Source organism: Aeromonas sp. R6-2, assembly GCF_040908155.1.
In the GTDB taxonomy this organism is placed as follows: Bacteria; Pseudomonadota; Gammaproteobacteria; order Enterobacterales; family Aeromonadaceae; genus Aeromonas; species Aeromonas schubertii.
Window position 1 is genome coordinate 92,736 of record NZ_JBFODE010000045.1, and the last position, 18,671, is coordinate 111,406.

The 18,671-nt window shown below is 62.9% G+C and carries 18 protein-coding genes; 8 read left to right on the plus strand and 10 right to left on the minus strand.

The window, feature by feature from the left end; genetic code table 11:
* Window positions 1-24 precede the first annotated feature (24 nt).
* From AB5Y48_RS12230 to trxA, 3 genes are all read right to left on the minus strand, one after another.
* Window positions 25-972, minus strand: a complete 948-nt coding sequence (locus tag AB5Y48_RS12230; protein ID WP_060588166.1) for a hypothetical protein — start codon at window positions 970-972, stop codon at window positions 25-27.
* Window positions 973-1,074: 102 nt separating this feature from the next.
* Window positions 1,075-2,340 (minus strand): transcription termination factor Rho, encoded by a 1,266-nt coding sequence (gene rho / locus AB5Y48_RS12235; RefSeq protein ID WP_005349337.1) that lies wholly within the window; start codon window positions 2,338-2,340, stop codon window positions 1,075-1,077.
* 181 nt (window positions 2,341-2,521) lie between these two features.
* Window positions 2,522-2,848, minus strand: a complete 327-nt coding sequence (gene trxA / locus AB5Y48_RS12240; RefSeq protein WP_005349340.1) for a thioredoxin TrxA — start codon at window positions 2,846-2,848, stop codon at window positions 2,522-2,524.
* Between the two features lie 113 nt (window positions 2,849-2,961).
* On the opposite strand from trxA, the gene rhlB reads away from it, so the two are divergent.
* The 3 genes from rhlB to AB5Y48_RS12255 all read left to right on the plus strand — a co-directional run bounded on the left by rhlB (window position 2,962) and on the right by AB5Y48_RS12255 (window position 6,916).
* On the plus strand, window positions 2,962-4,245 hold the full coding sequence (gene rhlB, locus AB5Y48_RS12245) for an ATP-dependent RNA helicase RhlB (protein ID WP_050665292.1): 1,284 nt from the start codon (window positions 2,962-2,964) through the stop codon (window positions 4,243-4,245).
* An 8-nt stretch (window positions 4,246-4,253) separates the two neighbouring features.
* On the plus strand, window positions 4,254-5,750 hold the full coding sequence (gene gppA / locus AB5Y48_RS12250) for a guanosine-5'-triphosphate,3'-diphosphate diphosphatase (protein WP_224162942.1): 1,497 nt from the start codon (window positions 4,254-4,256) through the stop codon (window positions 5,748-5,750).
* A gap of 185 nt (window positions 5,751-5,935) precedes the next feature.
* Window positions 5,936-6,916, plus strand: a complete 981-nt coding sequence (locus AB5Y48_RS12255) for a DUF4382 domain-containing protein (protein ID WP_368164625.1) — start codon at window positions 5,936-5,938, stop codon at window positions 6,914-6,916.
* 27 nt (window positions 6,917-6,943) lie between these two features.
* On the opposite strand, the gene AB5Y48_RS12260 is transcribed toward AB5Y48_RS12255, so the two are convergent.
* The 3 genes from AB5Y48_RS12260 to rph all read right to left on the minus strand — a co-directional run bounded on the left by AB5Y48_RS12260 (window position 6,944) and on the right by rph (window position 8,948).
* Window positions 6,944-7,432, minus strand: coding sequence for a YbaK/prolyl-tRNA synthetase associated domain-containing protein (locus tag AB5Y48_RS12260; protein ID WP_368164626.1), 489 nt, complete (start codon window positions 7,430-7,432; stop codon window positions 6,944-6,946).
* 82 nt (window positions 7,433-7,514) lie between these two features.
* A complete protein-coding gene (pyrE, locus tag AB5Y48_RS12265; RefSeq protein WP_050665288.1) occupies window positions 7,515-8,156 on the minus strand; it encodes an orotate phosphoribosyltransferase in 642 nt (213 codons plus the stop codon).
* Between the two features lie 75 nt (window positions 8,157-8,231).
* Complete coding sequence (gene rph / locus AB5Y48_RS12270; RefSeq protein ID WP_136612588.1) at window positions 8,232-8,948, minus strand: ribonuclease PH; 717 nt, start codon at window positions 8,946-8,948, stop codon at window positions 8,232-8,234.
* Between the two features lie 139 nt (window positions 8,949-9,087).
* Between rph and AB5Y48_RS12275 the strand changes: the two genes are divergently transcribed.
* From AB5Y48_RS12275 to creD, 5 genes are all read left to right on the plus strand, one after another.
* Window positions 9,088-9,951 carry a YicC/YloC family endoribonuclease gene (locus tag AB5Y48_RS12275; protein WP_136612587.1) on the plus strand — a complete coding sequence of 288 codons (864 nt, stop codon included), beginning with the start codon at window positions 9,088-9,090 and terminating at the stop codon, window positions 9,949-9,951.
* Window positions 9,952-10,079: 128 nt separating this feature from the next.
* A complete protein-coding gene (gene blrA / locus AB5Y48_RS12280; RefSeq protein ID WP_060588172.1) occupies window positions 10,080-10,754 on the plus strand; it encodes a beta-lactam response regulator transcription factor BlrA in 675 nt (224 codons plus the stop codon).
* Window positions 10,754-12,175, plus strand: coding sequence for a beta-lactam sensor histidine kinase BlrB (gene blrB / locus AB5Y48_RS12285; protein ID WP_368164628.1), 1,422 nt, complete (start codon window positions 10,754-10,756; stop codon window positions 12,173-12,175). The genes blrA and blrB overlap by 1 nt, the downstream gene beginning before the upstream one ends.
* 48 nt (window positions 12,176-12,223) lie before the next feature.
* Window positions 12,224-13,015 carry a class D beta-lactamase gene (gene blaOXA / locus AB5Y48_RS12290; RefSeq protein ID WP_224160936.1) on the plus strand — a complete coding sequence of 264 codons (792 nt, stop codon included), beginning with the start codon at window positions 12,224-12,226 and terminating at the stop codon, window positions 13,013-13,015.
* 112 nt (window positions 13,016-13,127) lie between these two features.
* Entirely contained in the window at window positions 13,128-14,411 is a 1,284-nt protein-coding gene (gene creD / locus AB5Y48_RS12295) for a cell envelope integrity protein CreD (RefSeq protein WP_368164629.1), read from the plus strand.
* Between the two features lie 49 nt (window positions 14,412-14,460).
* Here the strand turns inward: creD and glmU are convergent, their stop codons facing one another.
* The 4 genes from glmU to atpG all read right to left on the minus strand — a co-directional run bounded on the left by glmU (window position 14,461) and on the right by atpG (window position 18,651).
* Entirely contained in the window at window positions 14,461-15,822 is a 1,362-nt protein-coding gene (gene glmU, locus AB5Y48_RS12300; RefSeq protein ID WP_368164630.1) for a bifunctional UDP-N-acetylglucosamine diphosphorylase/glucosamine-1-phosphate N-acetyltransferase GlmU, read from the minus strand.
* A 95-nt stretch (window positions 15,823-15,917) separates the two neighbouring features.
* On the minus strand, window positions 15,918-16,343 hold the full coding sequence (locus AB5Y48_RS12305; protein WP_050665280.1) for a F0F1 ATP synthase subunit epsilon: 426 nt from the start codon (window positions 16,341-16,343) through the stop codon (window positions 15,918-15,920).
* A gap of 18 nt (window positions 16,344-16,361) precedes the next feature.
* Window positions 16,362-17,750, minus strand: a complete 1,389-nt coding sequence (atpD, locus tag AB5Y48_RS12310; protein WP_050665279.1) for a F0F1 ATP synthase subunit beta — start codon at window positions 17,748-17,750, stop codon at window positions 16,362-16,364.
* Between the two features lie 34 nt (window positions 17,751-17,784).
* Window positions 17,785-18,651, minus strand: a complete 867-nt coding sequence (atpG, locus tag AB5Y48_RS12315; protein ID WP_050665278.1) for a F0F1 ATP synthase subunit gamma — start codon at window positions 18,649-18,651, stop codon at window positions 17,785-17,787.
* Window positions 18,652-18,671 lie beyond the last annotated feature (20 nt).

Genomic DNA, 18,671 nt, shown 5'->3' on the forward strand with positions numbered 1-18,671 from the left:
TTGACAGTATACCCTGACGGGGGCTCAGGGGCGACCCGGCTCGACACCGGCCTGCCCCGACTTCTGCTCCTGCAGCAGGCGATCGGCCAGCAGGATCAGTTGCAAGGACTCCGCCCTGGGCTGCAACAGCTTGGCCAGCGCGACGCCGTTGTCACTGATGCCGAGCTCCCGGTTGAGATAATCGCGAATGGCATCGGGCAGCGGGCGCAGGGCACCGAGCGCCAGCATGGCCTGGCCGTTGAGAGAGGGGACCTGGGCTGCGGCCAGCAGCAGGGAGCCGGCGTCCCGTCCCTGATAGAAGCGGCTCACCAGGGAGAGGGCCCGCAATGAGCTCTCATCCACCGGACGCCGCCAGAGGGCCAGGAACAGGGCCCGGTTACCGGTGCGGGAGAGGAGGTCGTAGGCCAGCCTGTTGTCGGGGAGATAGAGTGCTTCTTGCGCCAGTTCGGTGGCCAGACGGATCACCTCACCGGCGGGAGCCTTGTTCAGCGCCGCCAACAGGGCCGCCTGCTGCCACTCCACCTCGGGGTTGTTGAGGCGATAGAGGGAGCGAAGCTCGAAGCGGCCTGCGGTCAGCTCGGCCTCAAACTGGGCCTGCCAGTCCAGCTGGCGCCAGGCATGTTGCAGATAGCGGGCGCGGGCCGGGTAGTCATAGCGGGGAAGCGACACCAGGAAACCGTCGCGGGTCTGCTCAGCCAGCGTCAGGGGTACCCGTTCGGCCTGCCGGTCCACCCAATGACGGATCGGTGCCGCGGGACGCATGCTCCCCTCCATGGCACCGAGCAGTTGCCAACGCAGCTGCTCACTCTGCTCAACGGGCAGGGTGACCAGCAGACTCTCGACCGCCTCCTCCTGCCCCTGCTGCAGGCGCGCCTGCAGGTAGGAGAGATGATCTCCCGGCACCACCTCACTCACCGCCATGGCCATCAGGCTGACCAGCCACAGCAGGACTCCTGCCCCGATCCTTTTCATCCGTGCCACTCCCTGGTCTGTCGCCCCTATAGTGCGATGCCACTCCTCCATGGGCAAATAAAAAACCGCGGCACTGGGGCCGCGGCTTGTCATCGAGACGGGTTATTTCTGCTGACGCTTCATGGCGTCGAAGAACTCGTCGTTGGTCTTGGTCATCGCCAGCTTGTCGATGAGGAACTCGATGCCGTCGATCTCGCCCATGGGGTGCACAATCTTGCGCAGGATCCACATCTTCTGCAGCTCTTCCGGAGTGGTGAGCAGCTCTTCCTTCCGGGTGCCGGAGCGGGTGATGTCGATGGCCGGATAGACACGCTTCTCGGCGATCTTGCGGGAGAGGTGCAGCTCCATGTTGCCGGTGCCCTTGAACTCCTCGTAGATCACCTCGTCCATCTTGGAGCCGGTGTCGATGAGGGCGGTGGCGATGATGGTCAGGCTGCCGCCTTCTTCAACGTTACGCGCGGCACCGAAGAAGCGCTTCGGACGGTGCAGGGCGTTGGCGTCCACACCACCGGTCAGTACCTTGCCGGAGGAGGGGATGACGGTGTTGTAGGCACGGGCCAGACGGGTGATGGAGTCGAGCAGGATCACCACATCCTTCTTGTGTTCAACCAGGCGCTTGGCCTTCTCGATCACCATCTCGGCAACCTGAACGTGGCGTGCAGCCGGCTCGTCGAAGGTGGAGGCGATCACCTCACCCTTGACCATGCGCTGCATCTCGGTCACCTCTTCGGGACGTTCGTCGATGAGCAGCACGATCAGCTCACAGTCCGGGTGGTTGTAAGCAATGCTCTGGGCGATGTTCTGCAGCAGCATGGTCTTACCGGCCTTGGGCGGAGCGACGATGAGGCCACGCTGGCCCTTACCGATCGGAGAGGCCAGATCCAGCACACGGGCGGTGATATCCTCGGTGGAGCCGTTACCGCGCTCCATACGCAGACGCTCGTTGGCGTGCAGCGGGGTGAGGTTCTCAAACAGGATCTTGTTGCGGGCGTTTTCCGGGCGGTCGTAGTTGATGTTGTCGACCTTGAGCAGGGCAAAGTAACGCTCGCCTTCTTTCGGCGGGCGGATCTTGCCGGCAATGGTGTCACCGGTACGCAGGTTGAAACGGCGGATCTGGCTCGGGGAGACATAGATGTCATCCGGGCCGGCCAGGTAAGAGCCGTCGGCACTGCGCAGGAAACCAAAGCCGTCGGTCAGGATTTCGAGTACGCCGTCACCGAAGATATCTTCCCCACCCTTGGCATGGGCCTTGAGGATGGCAAAGATGATGTCTTTTTTGTGTGCCCGAGCCAGGTTTTCCAGCCCCATGGACTCGCCCAGCTTGATGAGCTCGGACACAGGGGTGTTCTTTAATTCGGTCAGATTCATAGCAATGAAGGTCTGTAAGAAGGGTTTTAAGATGTGGGGAAAGTCTGCTGGGTAGCTACTGATTGGACTGGATTGCAGAGGCGGTTAGCAAACGAACAATAAACTAGCACCAATCGGGGTGAGCGTCTACAGGCAGAAACGGAAGGAGCGCATTATTGCAATGCGCTCCTTGTCTATCTCATCAGATGTTGGCGTCCAGAAACTCTTTCAATTGAGTCTTGGACAGCGCACCCACCTTGGTCGCGGCCACTTCGCCGTTTTTGAACAACAGCAGGGTCGGAATACCGCGAATGCCAAATTTGGGCGGGGTATCTGCGTTGTGATCGATGTTCAGTTTGGCGACAGTCACGCGACCTTCGTATTCCTGAGCAACCTCGTCCAGGATCGGGGCGATCATTTTGCACGGACCGCACCATTCTGCCCAAAAATCAACCAGAACGGGACCCGCAGCCTTGAGAACATCTGCCTCGAAGCTGGCATCGCTCAGCTGAACAATTTTGTCACTCATTTCCAACTCCAGTCAGTAAATAAGGCTTTATTGAGAGGCCAATAAAGGCCATAGTTGCCCTATTTGAAATGATCCTGTTTATTAATGCAAGCCTAACCTGATAACCTACCGCCATGAGCAAAACACACCTAACTGACGAAAAATTCGCCCAAATGGGCCTCGAGCCGGAAGTGCTGGCCGGTCTGGAAACCAAGGGTTTTCACTACTGTACACCGATCCAGGCACTCTCCCTGCCTCTACTGGTAGAAGGCCATGATATTGCCGGCCAGGCTCAGACAGGTACAGGCAAAACCATCGCTTTCCTCGCCGCCACCTTCAACTATCTGCTGACCCATCCCCTGACCAAACCCCGCCTCATCAACCAACCGCGCGCCATCATCATGGCCCCGACTCGCGAGCTGGCGGTGCAGATCCACAAGGATGCCGAAAGCATCTCCGCCAGCACCGGCCTCAAACTGGGCCTGGCCTATGGCGGTGAAGGGTATGACAAGCAGCTGGCCGTACTGGAGCAGGGTGTCGACATCCTGATCGGCACCACGGGTCGCATCATCGACTACTACAAGTCCAAGGTGATCGATCTGGCCAACATCCAGGTGGTGGTACTGGACGAAGCGGATCGCATGTTCGATCTCGGCTTCATCAAGGACATCCGCTTCCTGTTCCGCCGTATGCCGGCCGCCGCCGACCGCCTCAACATGCTGTTCTCCGCCACCCTCTCCCTGCGGGTGCAGGAGCTGGCCTACGAACACATGACCAACCCGCGTCATGTGCAGGTAGAGCCGGAGCAGATGACGGGGGTGCGCATCAAGGAGGAGCTCTTCTACCCCTCCAACGAAGACAAGATGCTGCTGCTGCTCACCCTTATAGAGGAGGAGTGGCCGGATAAAGCGATCGTCTTCGCCAACACCAAGCACTGCTGTGAAGATGTGCACGCCTGGCTGGAATCCGATGGCCATCGGGTCGGTCTGCTGACCGGTGACGTGCCGCAGAAGAAGCGCCTCAAGATCCTGGAAGAATTCACCCAGGGCAAGCTGGATATCCTGGTTGCCACCGACGTGGCCGCCCGTGGCCTGCACATCCCGGATGTGACCCACGTCTTCAACTACGACCTGCCCGACGACTGCGAGGACTACGTCCACCGCATCGGCCGTACCGGCCGTGCCGGCAAGAGCGGTCACTCCATCAGCCTGGCCTGTGAAGACTATGCCTTCAACCTGCCGGCCATCGAGGAGTACATCCGTCACCCGATCCCGGTCAGCAAGTATGACCGCGAGGCCCTGCTGGGTGACGTGACCCCGCCGCGCCGGGTACAACGCAACCGTCCGCCGGTGAACCGCAACATGCGCGATCGCCAGGGAGGCGGTGGCAACCGTCGCCGTCCACCCAAGCGTCACTGAGACTGGCAGTGAGCAGTACCCCCCTCTACGCAGCCATCGACCTCGGCTCCAACAGCTTTCATATGCTGGTGGTGCGCGAGGTCGCCGGCGCCCTGCGTACCGTGGCCAAGGTCAAGCGCAAGGTGCGCCTGGCCTCCGGCCTCGACGAGCATTTTCGCCTCAGCCGAACCGCCATGGAGCGTGGTTGGGATTGCCTGCGCCTCTTCTCCGAACAGTTACAGGACATCCCGCCCGAGAATATTCGCGTGGTCGGCACCGCCACCCTGCGGCTCGCCACCAACGTGGAGGAGTTTCTCGCCGAGGCGGAGCGGGTGCTTAACCACGGCATCGAGATCATCTCGGGTGAGGAGGAGGCCAAGACCATCTATGAGGGGGTCTCCTGGACATCGGCCGGGGAGGGTAACCGCCTGGTCATCGACATCGGCGGTGCCAGCACCGAGCTGGTGATCGGCGAGCAGAGCGAGGCCAAGCTGCTGAGCAGCCTGCACATGGGCTGCGTCACCTGGCTGAGCAACCACTTCGGCGACGGCCAGCTCTCCACAGAGCGCTTCGCCCAGGCCATCGATGCCGCCAAGGCGGTGCTCACCGAGGTGGCCAATGACTATCGCCTGCTGGGGTGGAAGAGCTGTGTCGGTGCCTCCGGCACGGTGCAGGCCCTGCAGGAGATCATGCTGGCCCAGGGCAAGAGCGAGCGGGTCACCCTGCCCAAGCTGCAGGAGCTGATGCAGCAGGCGATCGCCTGTGGCCGCCTCGACCAACTGCAGCTGGAGGGACTCACCGCCGAACGCCTCACCGTGTTCCCCTCCGGGCTCGCCATCCTGATCGCCCTGTTCGAGGTGCTCGGCATCGAGAGCATGACGCTCGCCGGCGGTGCCCTGCGCGAGGGACTTATCTACGGTCTGCTCGGCAACAGCCACGACTGTGATGCCCGGGATCGTACCGCCAACAGCCTGATCAACCGCTACCAGCTCGATCGGGAACACGCCGAACGAGTGCGCGACACCGCTGTCGAGGCCTTCGCCCAGGTACAGAGTGCCTGGCGCCTGTCGCGCCGCTACGGCCGCCCTATCCTGCGCTACGCCGCCCTGCTGCATGAGATCGGCCTCTGTATCGAGTACAAGAAGGCCCCCCAGCACGCCGCCTATATCATCGACAACATCGACATGCCCGGCTTTACCCCGGCCCAGAAGAAGTTGCTGTCGGCCCTGCTGCTCAACCAGCGCGACGACTTCAAGATGGAGCCGCTGGAGAGACAGGGTGCCGTCACCGCCCGCCAGGCGATCCGGCTGGCTCGGCTGCTGCGCCTCTCGCTCATCCTCTGCATGCGCCGCACTCAAGGGACGGTTCCCACCTTCACCCTGCAGGCCGAAGAGGATGCCCTGACCCTGGCCCTGCCCAAGGGCTGGCTCGATGTGCACTACCTGCGCGCCAGCGAGTTGCGCATGGAAGTAGAGCGCCAGCAGAAGATGGGCTGGCCAACCCGACTGATCGAACGGGAGGCATGACGCCTCCCGATTCTTTACCCTCTCCGTCAAACCCCTTCGCATTACCGGCCAGGTTCATAAGACGCCACTGCCTGCAAAATCAATGTATTGCTTCTGGTTGTGGCTCCCCACTCTGACGACCGCCTCCTGACAAGCCACCGCCTTCGTCTAGAGTGGAACAGATGCCCCCAACAAGGATGACCCCCATGAAGCGTCTGTTACTTCTCGGCCTCACCACCGCACTGACCGCCTGCGGCGGCGGTGACGGCGGCTCCTCCGGCTCAACTTCCGATGCCAGGTTCTCCCTCGCCTTCTCCGATGCACCGGTCGATTCGGCCAAGCGGGTCTGCATCGCGGTGAGCCGGATCAGCATCCATCCAATCGCCGGCGGCGAGACCGCCTGGAGTAGCCAGAGTATCCTCAGCGCCGCCCAGGATGACGGCTGCACCCCGCTCGGTGAGAGCATTCCCCTCAACGCCGACGGCTCTCCCCGGTTCGTCTACATCGATCTGCTCAAGTATCAGGGCTCGGCCAGCCGTAACCTGCTCGCCGGCCAGAGCGTCAGCGCCGGGGAGTACAGCCAGATGCGTCTGACCGTGCTCGACGGTCGTGAGGCAGCCAACCAGTTTGACGATGGCACTCCCTACTCCTACGTGCAGCAGGATGACGACACCATCAAGCCCCTCGAGGTGCCAAGCAGCGAGCTGAAACTCGATGCCTTCACCATCGCCGCCAACGGCACCAGCAGCTTCACCACCGAGTTCGACCTGCGCCACTCCATGGTGCTGCCGGGCCATCTGCAGTACTACAAGCTCAAGCCCCGTGGCGTTCGGCTGGTCAACAACAGCGAGGCAGCGACCCTGAGCGGCAGCATTGCCGGCGGCCTGTGCGGCGGCCTGCTGGCCGACAAGGGGGCGGTTTACCTCTACGCCCCGCGCAGCGACGACAACTACCCCGACATGGCGGATGCCGACAATGGCCTCTATGCCAGCGCCCCCGTGGTGAGTGACGGGGCAGGCGGCTTCCGCTACGAGCTGGGCTTCGTCGCCGTGGGCAGCTATGACCTGGCCCTGGTGTGCAACAGCGATCAGGATGACCCTGAGGTGGCCGGCGATGTACTGGATCTGGGGCCCGTACTCAAGGCTCAGGCGGTGGCAGCGCCAACGACGACGATCAATCTGGAGTAACCAGAGGGGCCACAGGCCCCTCTCTTGTCAGGGATGACGGGCGAACGGAACCAGGCAAGGGGCGGCGATGCGCCGGTAGTCCTCGGTGGCGAGGATGAGGGAGCGCTCCAGCACGCCGGCGTTGAAGGCCAGCTCGTCGAAGCGATCGAACAGGAGTGGATCGGCCACCAGCCGCAGATCGTCGTGAAAGCTGAAAGGCGGGATGGCGCCGAACACACAGTCGGTCAGAGTAGCCACCTCGGCGGGGCTGGCCAGTGACGCCCGGCTGCCGCCCAGCCCCTTGGCGAGGGTCGCCAGATCGGCCTGACAGTCGGCCGGCAGCACCGCCAGCACATGGCACCGGATGCCGCTCCCCTTGACGTGGCACACCAGCGCCTTGGCCCCCTGGCCGTGAGCGGTGCCGCGCACCCTGGCTACCTCCTCGGTCTTGCCGGCGCTCGAATGATGCACCACCCGGTAGCGGGCCTGGTGGGCGTCGAGCAGCCGGATCAGGCGCTCGAAGGTGTGCAGAGACATGAGGGCTCCTTGGAACAAACAAGACGGGGCGCCGCAGCGCCCCTCATCATACAGGGTTAAGAGGCCCAACCGGGCCGTCCGATCAGATGCCGTACTGGGCGCGGTAGGCGCGCATGGCGGCCAGTTGTTCGGCCATCTCCGGCTTCTCTTCCAGGTACTTGATAAGATCCGCCAGCTGGACGATGGCGATGACATGGGCGCCGTAGTCACGCTCCACCTCCTGGATGGCGGAGAGCTCGCCCTTGCCCTTCTCCTGGCGATCCAGGGCGATCAGCACCCCGGCCAGGGAGGCGCCGTTGGCCTGGATCAGATCCATCGACTCGCGGATGGCAGTGCCGGCGGTGATCACATCGTCCACCAGCATGATGCGTCCCTGCAGCGGACTGCCGACCAGGTTGCCGCCCTCGCCGTGGTCTTTGGCCTCCTTGCGGTTGAAGCACCAGGGGGTGTCCACGTCGTGTTGCTCGGCCAACTGCACCGCAGTGGCGGAGGCGATAGGGATTCCCTTGTAGGCCGGTCCGAACAGGACATCAAACTCGATGCCGGCATCCATCAGGGCGGCGGCGTAGAAGCGGCCGAGGCGGGCCAGATCACGCCCGGTGGAGAAGAGGCCGGCGTTGAAGAAGTAGGGGCTCTTGCGACCGGATTTCAGGGTGAACTCACCGAATTTCAGGACCTGTTTCTCCAGGGCAAACTCGATAAATTGACGCTGATAGGCTTTCATCATGGCTCCTTGATTGCTGCTTGTGGGGGGTAAACTTCAGATACAAAAAACGCGGCCAATGCCGCGTTTTGAAAATCACTTCAGGGATGCCTTCTGCATCTCGATCAACTGACCGATGCCGTCTTTGGCGAGTGCCAGCATGGCCAGCAGCTCCTCGTGGGTGAAGGGCTCACCCTCGGCGGTGCCCTGCACCTCGATCATGCGACCGTCCTCGGTCATCACCACGTTCATGTCGGTCTCGGCGGCCGAGTCCTCCACATATTCCAGATCGCAGATGGCCTGGCCTTCGTGAATGCCGACCGACACGGCGGCCACCATCTGTTTGAGCGGGCTCTGCTTGAGCATGCCTTTGCCGACCATCCAGTTCAGGGCATCGACCAGGGCCACGCAGGCGCCGGTGATGGAGGCGGTACGGGTGCCGCCGTCGGCCTGCAGCACGTCGCAGTCGACCGTGATGGTGTGCTCACCCAGGGCGGTCAGATCGACTGCAGCACGCAGGGAGCGGGCGATCAGGCGCTGGATCTCGAGGGTGCGGCCACCCTGCTTGCCGGAGGCGGCCTCGCGGTTCATGCGCGAGTGGGTAGAGCGCGGCAGCATGCCGTACTCGGCGGTCACCCAGCCCTGACCCTTGCCCTTGAGAAAACGCGGCACGTTGGTGTCGACGCTGGCGGTACACAGCACCCGGGTGTTGCCGAACTCGACCAGCACAGAGCCTTCGGCGTGCTTGGTGAAGTGGCGGGTAATGGTGACCGGACGGACGTCGGCAGGCGCGCGATCGTTGGGACGGGACATGATGACCTCTGGGCTGGCGTGAATTGGCGGAGGAGTATACGTGATCGGGCGACAAATATCAGCCTGGTGCCCAATGCGGCTGACGCCTCGCCCGGCGCCGGTTATAATCGGCGCACTTTTCATCAGATGGGACACACCCATGATCCACAGCATGACCGCCTACGCCCGCAAGGAGATCAAGGGCGACTGGGGCACCGCCGTCTGGGAGATCCGTTCGGTCAACCAGCGCTACCTCGAGACCTATATCCGCATGCCGGAGCAACTGCGCGGCCTCGAGCCGGTGCTGCGCGAGCGCTTTCGCAATGCCCTGCAGCGCGGCAAGGTGGAGTGCAACCTGCGCTTCGAAGCGGCCCAGGCCGGTGCCGGCCAGCTGCACATCAACGAGGAGCTGGCCAGGCTCATCATCGACAGCGCCAACTGGGTGATGAAGGAGGCGGGCCAGGGCCAGCTCAACCCGGTCGACGTGCTGCGCTGGCCCGGGGTCATGGCCGCCGCCGAGCAGGACATGGACGCCGTCAACGCCGCCCTGATGGCCGGTTTTGACGAGACCCTGACCGACTTCATCGCCGCCCGCGCCAGCGAAGGGGCCAACCTCAAGGCCCTGATCGAGCAGCGTCTCGACGGCATCGGCGTCGAGGTGGTCAAGGTGCGTGGTCAGCTGCCCCAGATCATCGAGTGGCAGCGCCAGAAGCTCACCGACCGCCTGACCGAAGCCAAGGTGGAGCTGGATCCGGCCCGCCTCGAGCAGGAGATGGTGCTGCTGGCCCAGAAGATCGACGTGGCCGAAGAGCTCGACCGCCTCGAGATGCACATGGGCGAGACCCGCAAGATCCTGAAAAAAGGGGGCGCCTGTGGCCGTCGCCTCGACTTCATGATGCAGGAGTTCAACCGCGAGTCGAACACCCTTGGCTCCAAGTCGATCAACGCCGAGGTGACCCAGTCCGCCGTCGAGCTGAAGGTCCTTATCGAGCAGATGCGCGAGCAGATCCAAAACATCGAGTAATCTTCCTGCCCCTCCTCAGCGATGAGTGAGGGGCCTTTTCCCTGCTCAATACACGCGGCACGACCTTCGTTACATGGGCAGCCACTCCTGCTAACCTGCTCCCAACCTTTCTCTGGCGGAGTGACCAGGTGCAACACACACCCCTGATTTGGCTGGTGGAAGACGAGTCCAGCATCGCCGATACCCTGATCTACACCCTGCAAACCGAGGGATTTGCGGTGGAGTGGTTCCCCCTCGGCCGCCCCATGCTGGAGCGGCTGGCCGGGATGACACCCGATTTTCTTATTCTCGATGTGGGGCTACCCGATATCAGTGGCTTCGAGCTGTGCAAGGCGGTGCGCGCCGTCAGCCAGGTGCCGCTGATGTTCCTCACCGCCCGCAGCGAGGAGATGGATCGCCTGATCGGCCTCGAGATCGGGGCCGACGACTATGTGGCCAAACCCTTCTCGCCGCGCGAGGTCTCGGCCCGGGTGCGGGTGATACTGAGGCGCAGCCAGGGGAGTGCACCCACCCCCGCGGCGGGTCTGCAACTGGACGAGGAGCGGGCCCGCATCACCCTGCATGGCCAGCCGCTGGCGCTGACCCGTTACGAGTACCTGCTGCTCAAGACCCTGATGCAGGCACCGGGGCGGGTCTTCTCACGCCAGCAACTGATGGAACGGGTGTGGCAAGACGCCGAGGAGAGCCTGGATCGCACCGTCGATACCCATATCAAGACCCTGCGCGCCAAGCTGCGCGAGCAGGCCCCCGACTTCAACCCCATCCTGACCCACAGGGGTCTGGGCTATAGCCTGGAGGGGTAATGCGGCTCTGGCAACAGCTCCTGGCGGGGCTCCTGCTTATCTTCGCCCTCGGCGCCTGGTTCGTGCTCGAGATCTTCGTGCAGGAGATCAAGCCGGGCGTGCGCAGTGCCACCGAAGACACCCTGGTGGATATGGCCCAACTGCTGGCGCCCCTGGCGCTGGAGGATCTGCAGCGTGGCAACATGACCGACGGCAACCTTGCCAAGGCCTATGCCCGCCTCAACCAGGCACCGATCAATGCCCTCATCGACGGGCATCTCAAGGAGCAGGTGGAGTACCGCATCTATGTCACCGATCGCCTGGGCAGGGTGATCTACGACTCGGACGGTGCGGCCCTCGGCCAGGACTATTCACGCTGGAACGACGTCTACCTCACCCTGCGCGGTGAGTATGGGGCCCGCAGCACCCGCAGCGATCCGGACGATCCCGCCACCTCGGTGATGCATGTGGCGGCCCCCCTGCGGGATGGGGAGGCGATCATCGGTGTGCTCACCGTGGCCAAACCCAATCGGGCCCTGATGCCGGCCATCGAGCGCAGCGAACGGCGGCTGCTGAGGGCCGCCGGCCAACTGCTGCTCATCGCCCTGCTGATCGGCGCCCTGCTGGTGTGGTGGATGAACCGTGCCATCGGCAAGCTGGAGCACTACGCCGGCGCCGTGACCCGGGGGGAGGCAGCCCCCCTGCCACGCCTCTACACCCCCGAACTGGACCGCCTAGGCCGGGCCCTCGAGACCATGCGCCGCCAGCTCGACGGCAAGCACTATGTCGAGCGCTACGTACACGGGCTCACCCATGAGCTCAAGAGTCCCCTGGCCGCCATTCGCGGTGCCGGCGAGATACTGGCCGAGTCACCGCCCCCCGAGGTGGCGGCGCGCTTTCTTGCCAACATCAGTGAGCAGGGCACCCGCATGCAGCAACTCATCGACCGCATGCTACAGCTGGCTCGTCTCGAGTCGGGGCAGGGGATAGAGCGCCAGCTGGTCGCCCCCGCCGCACTGGGCGAGCGGGTGGCCGCCATCAAGGCCCCCCAGGCCGCCTCACGACAGGTCCACCTCGTCCTGAGCCTGGCCGACGCAGCTCCCCTGCGTTGGGATCCTCTGCTGGTGGAGCAAGCCCTCGGCAATCTGCTAGACAACGCCCTCGACTTTGCCCCCGCCGGCAGCACCGTCACCCTGGAGGGAGGCCCGACCCAGAGCGGTTACCGCTTCCTGGTCGAGGATCAGGGCCCAGGCATCCCCGATTACGCCCTGGATCGCATCTTCGAGCGCTTCTACTCGCTGCCGCGTCCGGACAAGGGAAAGAGCAGCGGCCTCGGACTCAGCTTCGCCCGGGAAGTTGCCCACCAGCATGGCGGCGATCTGGTTCTGGCCAATCGTCCGGATGGGGGAGCCAGGGCCGAGCTGGTGCTCGCTTCACACTGACCACACAGGGGAGGGGTAGTGTCGGGCTTTTCCCCATAAGGAGTCCTCATGCCCTCACCCTTACTGAGTACCGCCCTGGCCGTGAGCCTGTTGTGCGCCCTGCCTGCCTCGGCGGCAGGCTGCTTCCTGTGGGCCGATGGTCACGGCAACCCCATCGAGCAGGAGGGAGGCTGCGATCGGCGCCTTCCCCCCGCCTCGACCTTCAAGATCCCGCTCGCCCTGATGGGTTACGAGAGCGGTTACCTGACCGATGAGGAGCACCCGGCCCTGCCATACCAGCCCCAATACGATGGCTGGCTGCCCGCCTGGCGCGAAACCACCACCCCGAGACGCTGGGAGACCTACTCCGTGGTCTGGTATTCCCAGCGCCTCACCGAGTGGCTGGGCATGCAGCGATTCCAGCGCTACGTCGATCGCTTCGACTACGGCAACCGGGATCTGTCCGGCAACCCCGGCAAGCAGGACGGTCTGACCCAGGCCTGGCTCAGTGCCAGCCTGGCCATCAGCCCGCAGGAGCAGGCCCGCTTCCTCGGCCGTATGCTCGACGGCCGTCTCGGCCTCGCCCCCGAGACCCTGCGCCACAGTGCGAACATCCTGAAGGTGGCCGAGATCGATGGCTGGCAGATCCACGGCAAGACGGGCATGGGGTATCCCAAGCGCGCCGATGGCAGTCTCGACAAGGGGCAACAGATCGGCTGGTTTGTCGGCTGGGCGAGCAAGGGATCACAGCATCGCATCTTCGTGCGCACCCGGATCCAGCCCCCTGGCAAGCAGTTTGCCTCTGTTCAGGCGAAAGAGGAGGTGCTGGCAGCCCTGCCGGCCCGTCTCGGCAAGGAGTAGCACGACCGGCCCGACGGGCCGGTTTTTTCATGGCTTCACCCTCTCTTCACACGGCCTCATGCCCGCTTCACTCCCCCCGCCTAAAGTGCTCCCATCTCAAGGAGGGATTGTCATGGTGAAACAGATACTGACTCATAAAACGACCGTCTTGTTGCTGCTTGGCCTGCTGCTGATGTTGCCGATGCAGTGGATCCTGGATCTGAACCAGGAGCGTCAGGCCTATCGGCGAGAGGCGATAGAGAAGATCATGGGCAGCGCCAGTGGTCCCCAGCGCCTGATAGGCCCGGTGCTGGTGCAGCCCTTTGTGCGCGAAGTCACGTTGCACGATGGTAAGGAAGTGAAGCGCTATCAGGAGCGCCTGCTGCGCTATCGCCTGCCCCAGCGCCTCGACGCCCATATCGGCATGGAGGTCACCCCGCGCACTCTGGGTATCTATCAGGCCCAGGTCTATCAGGCCAAAGTGACCCTGAGCGGAACCCTGGATGCCGATCCGGATTGGCAGGTACCGGCCGATGCGGTGGCCGAGACCCCCTATCTCAGCCTGGCACTCTCCGATGCCCGAGGCATCAGCCAGATCCCGACCCTCACCCTGGGGGGCAAGTCCCTGGAGGTGATGCCCGGGGCTCGCCTCGGTCAACTGGCTGGGGTTCATGCCCCACTGACGACGGATGCCGGGGGGCGCTTCGAGGTAGAGCTGACCCTGCAGGGGATGGAGAGGCTGGCTCTGGTGCCGGTCGGCCGCGACAGCAGCCTCACCCTGGCGGGGAACTGGCCACACCCCAATTTCCTCGGCGACTTCCTGCCCACCAGCCGCGAGGTCACCCAGGAGGGCTTCAACGCCCGCTGGCAGACCAGCTGGTTTGCGACCGACATGGAGAGCCGCCTGCCAGACCTTATCGAGGAGCACAGCGATACACTGCCGGCCTTTGCCACCAGCCTGGTGCAACCGGTGGATCACTATCAGCAGAACGAGCGCAGCGCCAAGTATGCCCTGCTCTTTATCGGGCTCACCTTCCTGGCCGTGGTGATGGGAGAGTTGCTGCGCGGGCTGCGCATCCACCCCATCCAGTACGCCCTGGTCGGCATGAGCCTGGTGATCTTCTATCTGGTGCTGCTGGCCCTGACCGAGCAGATCGGCTTCACCCCGGCCTATCTGCTGGCCAGCCTGGCGTGTGTGCTGCTCAACGCTGTCTACCTGAGCCAGGCACTGGGCGGGCCTCGTGCAGGCCTCGCCTTCGCCGGCCTGCAGGCACTGCTCTACACCGTACTCTACGGTCTGCTGCAGGCCGAGGATCTCGCCCTGCTGCTGGGTGCCCTGTTGCTGCTGCTGATCCTGGCTCTGGTGATGATGCTGACCCGCACGTTTGACTGGTACGCCCTGAACAGGGGAGAGTGAAACGAAAGAGGGCGCCTGCGGGCGCCCTCTGCTTATGGTTGATCGGTTATCACTTCTTCTTCACCGGGCGGGCCCAGTTCTTGATGTGGCGCTGGGGCACCCGGGTGATGACCAGCTCGTTCTCGGCCACGTCCTTGGTGATGGTGGAGCCGGCACCCAGGGTCGCCCCCTTGCCGATGCGCACCGGTGCCACCAGCTGGGTATCGGAGCCGACGAAGACATCATCCTCGATGATGGTCTGGAACTTGTTCACCCCGTCGTAATTACAAGTAATGGTACCGGCGCCTATGTTCACCTTGGCGCCGACTTCCGCATCCCCGAGATAGGTCAAATGACCACACTTGGAGCCAACCCCGAGGCGTGCCTTCTTCATCTCGACGAAGTTACCCACGTGGGCGTCCTGCTCCAGCACAGCCCCCGGGCGCAGACGGGCAAACGGACCGACCGAGCACTGATCGGCCACCCGGGCCCCTTCCACCACCGAGTAGGGTTTGATCTCGGTGTCGTCACCGATCTCGCAATCCTTGAGGATGGCGCCGGCACCCACCACCACCCGGTTACCCAGGGTGACCCTGCCTTCGATGATGACATTGACGTCGATCACCACCTCTTCCCCGACGCTCAGCTCGCCGCGCAGATCGAAGCGGGCCGGATCCATCATGCTCACTCCGGCGATCATCAGGCGCTCGGCCTGCATCTGCTGGTAGCTGCGCTCGAGCGCCGCCAGCTGCACCCGGTTGTTGGCCCCCTCTACCTCGGCGGCACGCTCCGGATGCACGGCAGCGATAGGGCAACCGTCGGCGTGGGCCATGGCGATAACGTCGGTGAGATAAAACTCCCCCTGGGCGTTCTTGTTATCCAGCCGCGACAGCCAGCTGCGCAGCTGGCCACCATTGGCGACCAGCACCCCCGTGTTCACCTCACGAATGGCGAGCTGCCCGGCGCTGGCATCCTTCTGCTCGACGATGCCGACCACCTGGCCGTTTTCCCGCACGATGCGACCATAGCCGGTGGGGTTGTCGAGCACCACGGTCAGCAGCGCCATACCATCGCTTGCCTTGGCGGCCAGCAGCCGCTGCAGGGTCTCGGGCTGGATCAGCGGGGTGTCGCCGTACAGCACCAGCACGTCATCTTCATCGCTCCAGAACGGGATGGCCTGTGCCACCGCATGACCGGTCCCCAGCTGCTGGGCCTGCAACACCCAGTTCAGGTCGTCCGCCTGGATCCGCTCCTTGAGCAGCTCGCCACCATGACCGTACACCAGATGCATCTTGCCGGCGCCCACCTGGCGAGCGGTATCGATCACATGGGAGACCATGGCCTTGCCGGCGACCGGATGGAGCACCTTGGGCAGGGGAGAACGCATGCGGGTGCCTTTGCCCGCGGCCAGGATGACGACATTGAGAGACATGATTTCAGCCTTGAATTCGTGTGGAAATACCCGGCGGAGTCTATCCAAGGGGCAAAAAAAAAGCGACCCGAAGGTCGCTTTTTGCATCACCGTTATCAGCGATAGTTCTTCTTGACGATGTCGATGACCCGCAGCTGGGCCAGTGCCTTGGCCAGCTCGGCAGAGGCCTGGGCATAGTCGATATCGCCGTGGGAGCTGTGGATCCGCTCTTCGGCACGACGCTTGGCCTCGAGGGCTTTCGCCTCGTCCAGGTCATCGGCACGGATGGCGGTGTCCGCCAGCACGGTCACGGTTTCCGGCTGTACTTCCAGCATACCGCCGGAGATGTACATCACCTCTTCGCCACCCTGTTGCTTCACCAGCCGGACCAGGCCCGGCTTGATGGAGGTCAGCAGCGGCGTGTGACCATGATGAATACCCAGCTCACCTTCCGCACCTGTCACCGCGACACTCTGAACGCGACCGGAGAACAGCTTGCCTTCGGCGCTTACGACGTCCAGGTGAAAGGATATCTCAGCCATGAGCCCTCCTATCGAGGCTTACAGTTTCTTGGACTTCTCGACGACTTCGTCGATGCCGCCAACCATGTAGAACGCCTGCTCGGGCAGATCGTCATACTCGCCTTTCAGGATGCCCTGGAAGCCACGAATGGTCTCCTTCAGCGGCACGTACTTGCCCGGGGAACCGGTAAATACTTCGGCCACGAAGAAGGGCTGGGACAGGAAACGCTCGATCTTACGGGCACGGGCAACGGTCAGCTTGTCTTCTTCTGACAGTTCATCCATACCCAGGATGGCGATGATGTCCTTCAGCTCCTTGTAGCGCTGCAGAACGGTCTGCACGCCACGAGCGGTCTCGTAGTGCTCCTTGCCAACCACCAGCGGATCCAGCTGACGGGAGGTGGAGTCCAGCGGATCAACGGCCGGGTAGATACCCAGGGCGGCGATCTGACGGGACAGAACCACGGTCGCGTCCAGGTGGGCGAAGGTGGTCGCCGGGGACGGGTCGGTCAAGTCATCCGCAGGAACGTAAACGGCCTGTACGGAGGTGATGGAGCCGGTCTTGGTGGAGGTAATACGCTCCTGCAGAACGCCCATCTCCTCGGCCAGGGTCGGCTGGTAACCTACTGCGGAGGGCATACGGCCCAGCAGTGCGGATACCTCGGTACCGGCCAGGGTGTAACGATAGATGTTGTCGACGAACAGCAGAACGTCTTTACCCTCGTCACGGAACTTCTCGGCCATGGTCAGACCGGTCAGTGCCACGCGCAGACGGTTTCCGGGCGGCTCGTTCATCTGACCGTATACCAGGGCAACCTTGTCCAGTACGTTGGAGTCCTTCATCTCGTGGTAGAAGTCGTTACCCTCACGAGTACGCTCACCCACGCCCGCAAACACGGAGTAACCGGAGTGCTCGATCGCGATGTTACGGATCAGCTCCATCATGTTGACGGTCTTGCCTACACCGGCACCACCGAACAGACCGACCTTACCACCCTTGGCAAACGGGCATACCAGGTCGATAACCTTGATACCCGTCTCCAGCAGGTCGGTAGAGCCAGACTGCTCTTCGTAGCTCGGCGCTTCGCGGTGGATAGCCCAACGCTCGTCTTCGCCGATGGGGCCGGCTTCGTCAACCGGCTCGCCCAGCACGTTCATGATGCGGCCCAGGGTGGCCTTGCCAACCGGAACCTGAATCGGGTTGCCGGTGTTGACGACTTCCATCCCACGGCGCAGACCGTCGGAGGAACCCATGGCGATACAGCGAACGATCCCGCCACCGATCTGCTGCTGAACTTCCAGCACCAGACCCTGGCCTTGACCCTCGCTGACGATTTTCAGTGCATCGTACACTTGGGGCACGGCATTCTGCGGGAACTCGATGTCCACCACAGCGCCGATGATTTGGACGATGAAACCGTTACTCATGTCAAATCCTCTAAACCTTTGGGTAACCCTTGCCTTACACCGCGGCAGCACCGGACACGATCTCGTTGAGCTCCTGGGTGATACTGGCCTGACGGGCCTTGTTGTACACCAGTTGCAGATCGTTAATCAGGTTGCCGGCGTTGTCAGTCGCGGCTTTCATGGCAACCATTCGGGCTGCCTGTTCACTTGCCAAGTTTTCCACTACGCCCTGGTACACCTGAGATTCGACATAGCGAACCAGCAGGGTGTTGAGCAGTTGCTTGGGATCCGGCTCATAGAGGTAATCCCAGTGGTGTTTCTTGGCGAGCTTGCTGTCTTCGGTAATGGGCAAAGGCAGCAGTTGATCGACCTTGGGCTGTTGCACCATGGTGTTCACAAACTTGTTGTACACCAGGTACAGACGGTCAATCTCACCGTTGTCATAGGCCTTCAGCATGACCTTCACGGAACCGATCAGGTCATTGACACTCGGGGCATCCCCGAGGCCGGACACTTGGGCAACGACCTTGGCGCCATACTTCTGGAAGAAGCCGTTCGCCTTGTTGCCAATCAGGGCCAGATCAATCTTGGCGCCCTTTTGGCTCCATTGCTTCATGTCATTGATGGCGGCCTTGAACAGGTTAATGTTCAAACCACCACACAGGCCACGGTCGGTGGAGATGACGATGTAGCCCACACGCTTGACCTCACGCTCGATGAGGTAGGGGTGCTTGTATTCCAGGTTCCCCTGAGCGATGTGGCCGATCACCTTGCGCATGGTTTCAGCGTATGGACGGCTGGCAGACATGCGATCCTGCGCACGGCGCATCTTGCTCGCTGCCACCATTTCCATAGCGCTGGTGATCTTCTGAGTGTTCTTCACACTCCCGATCTTGGTACGTATCTCTTTTGCGCCGGCCATCTCTATTCTCCATCAGGTGG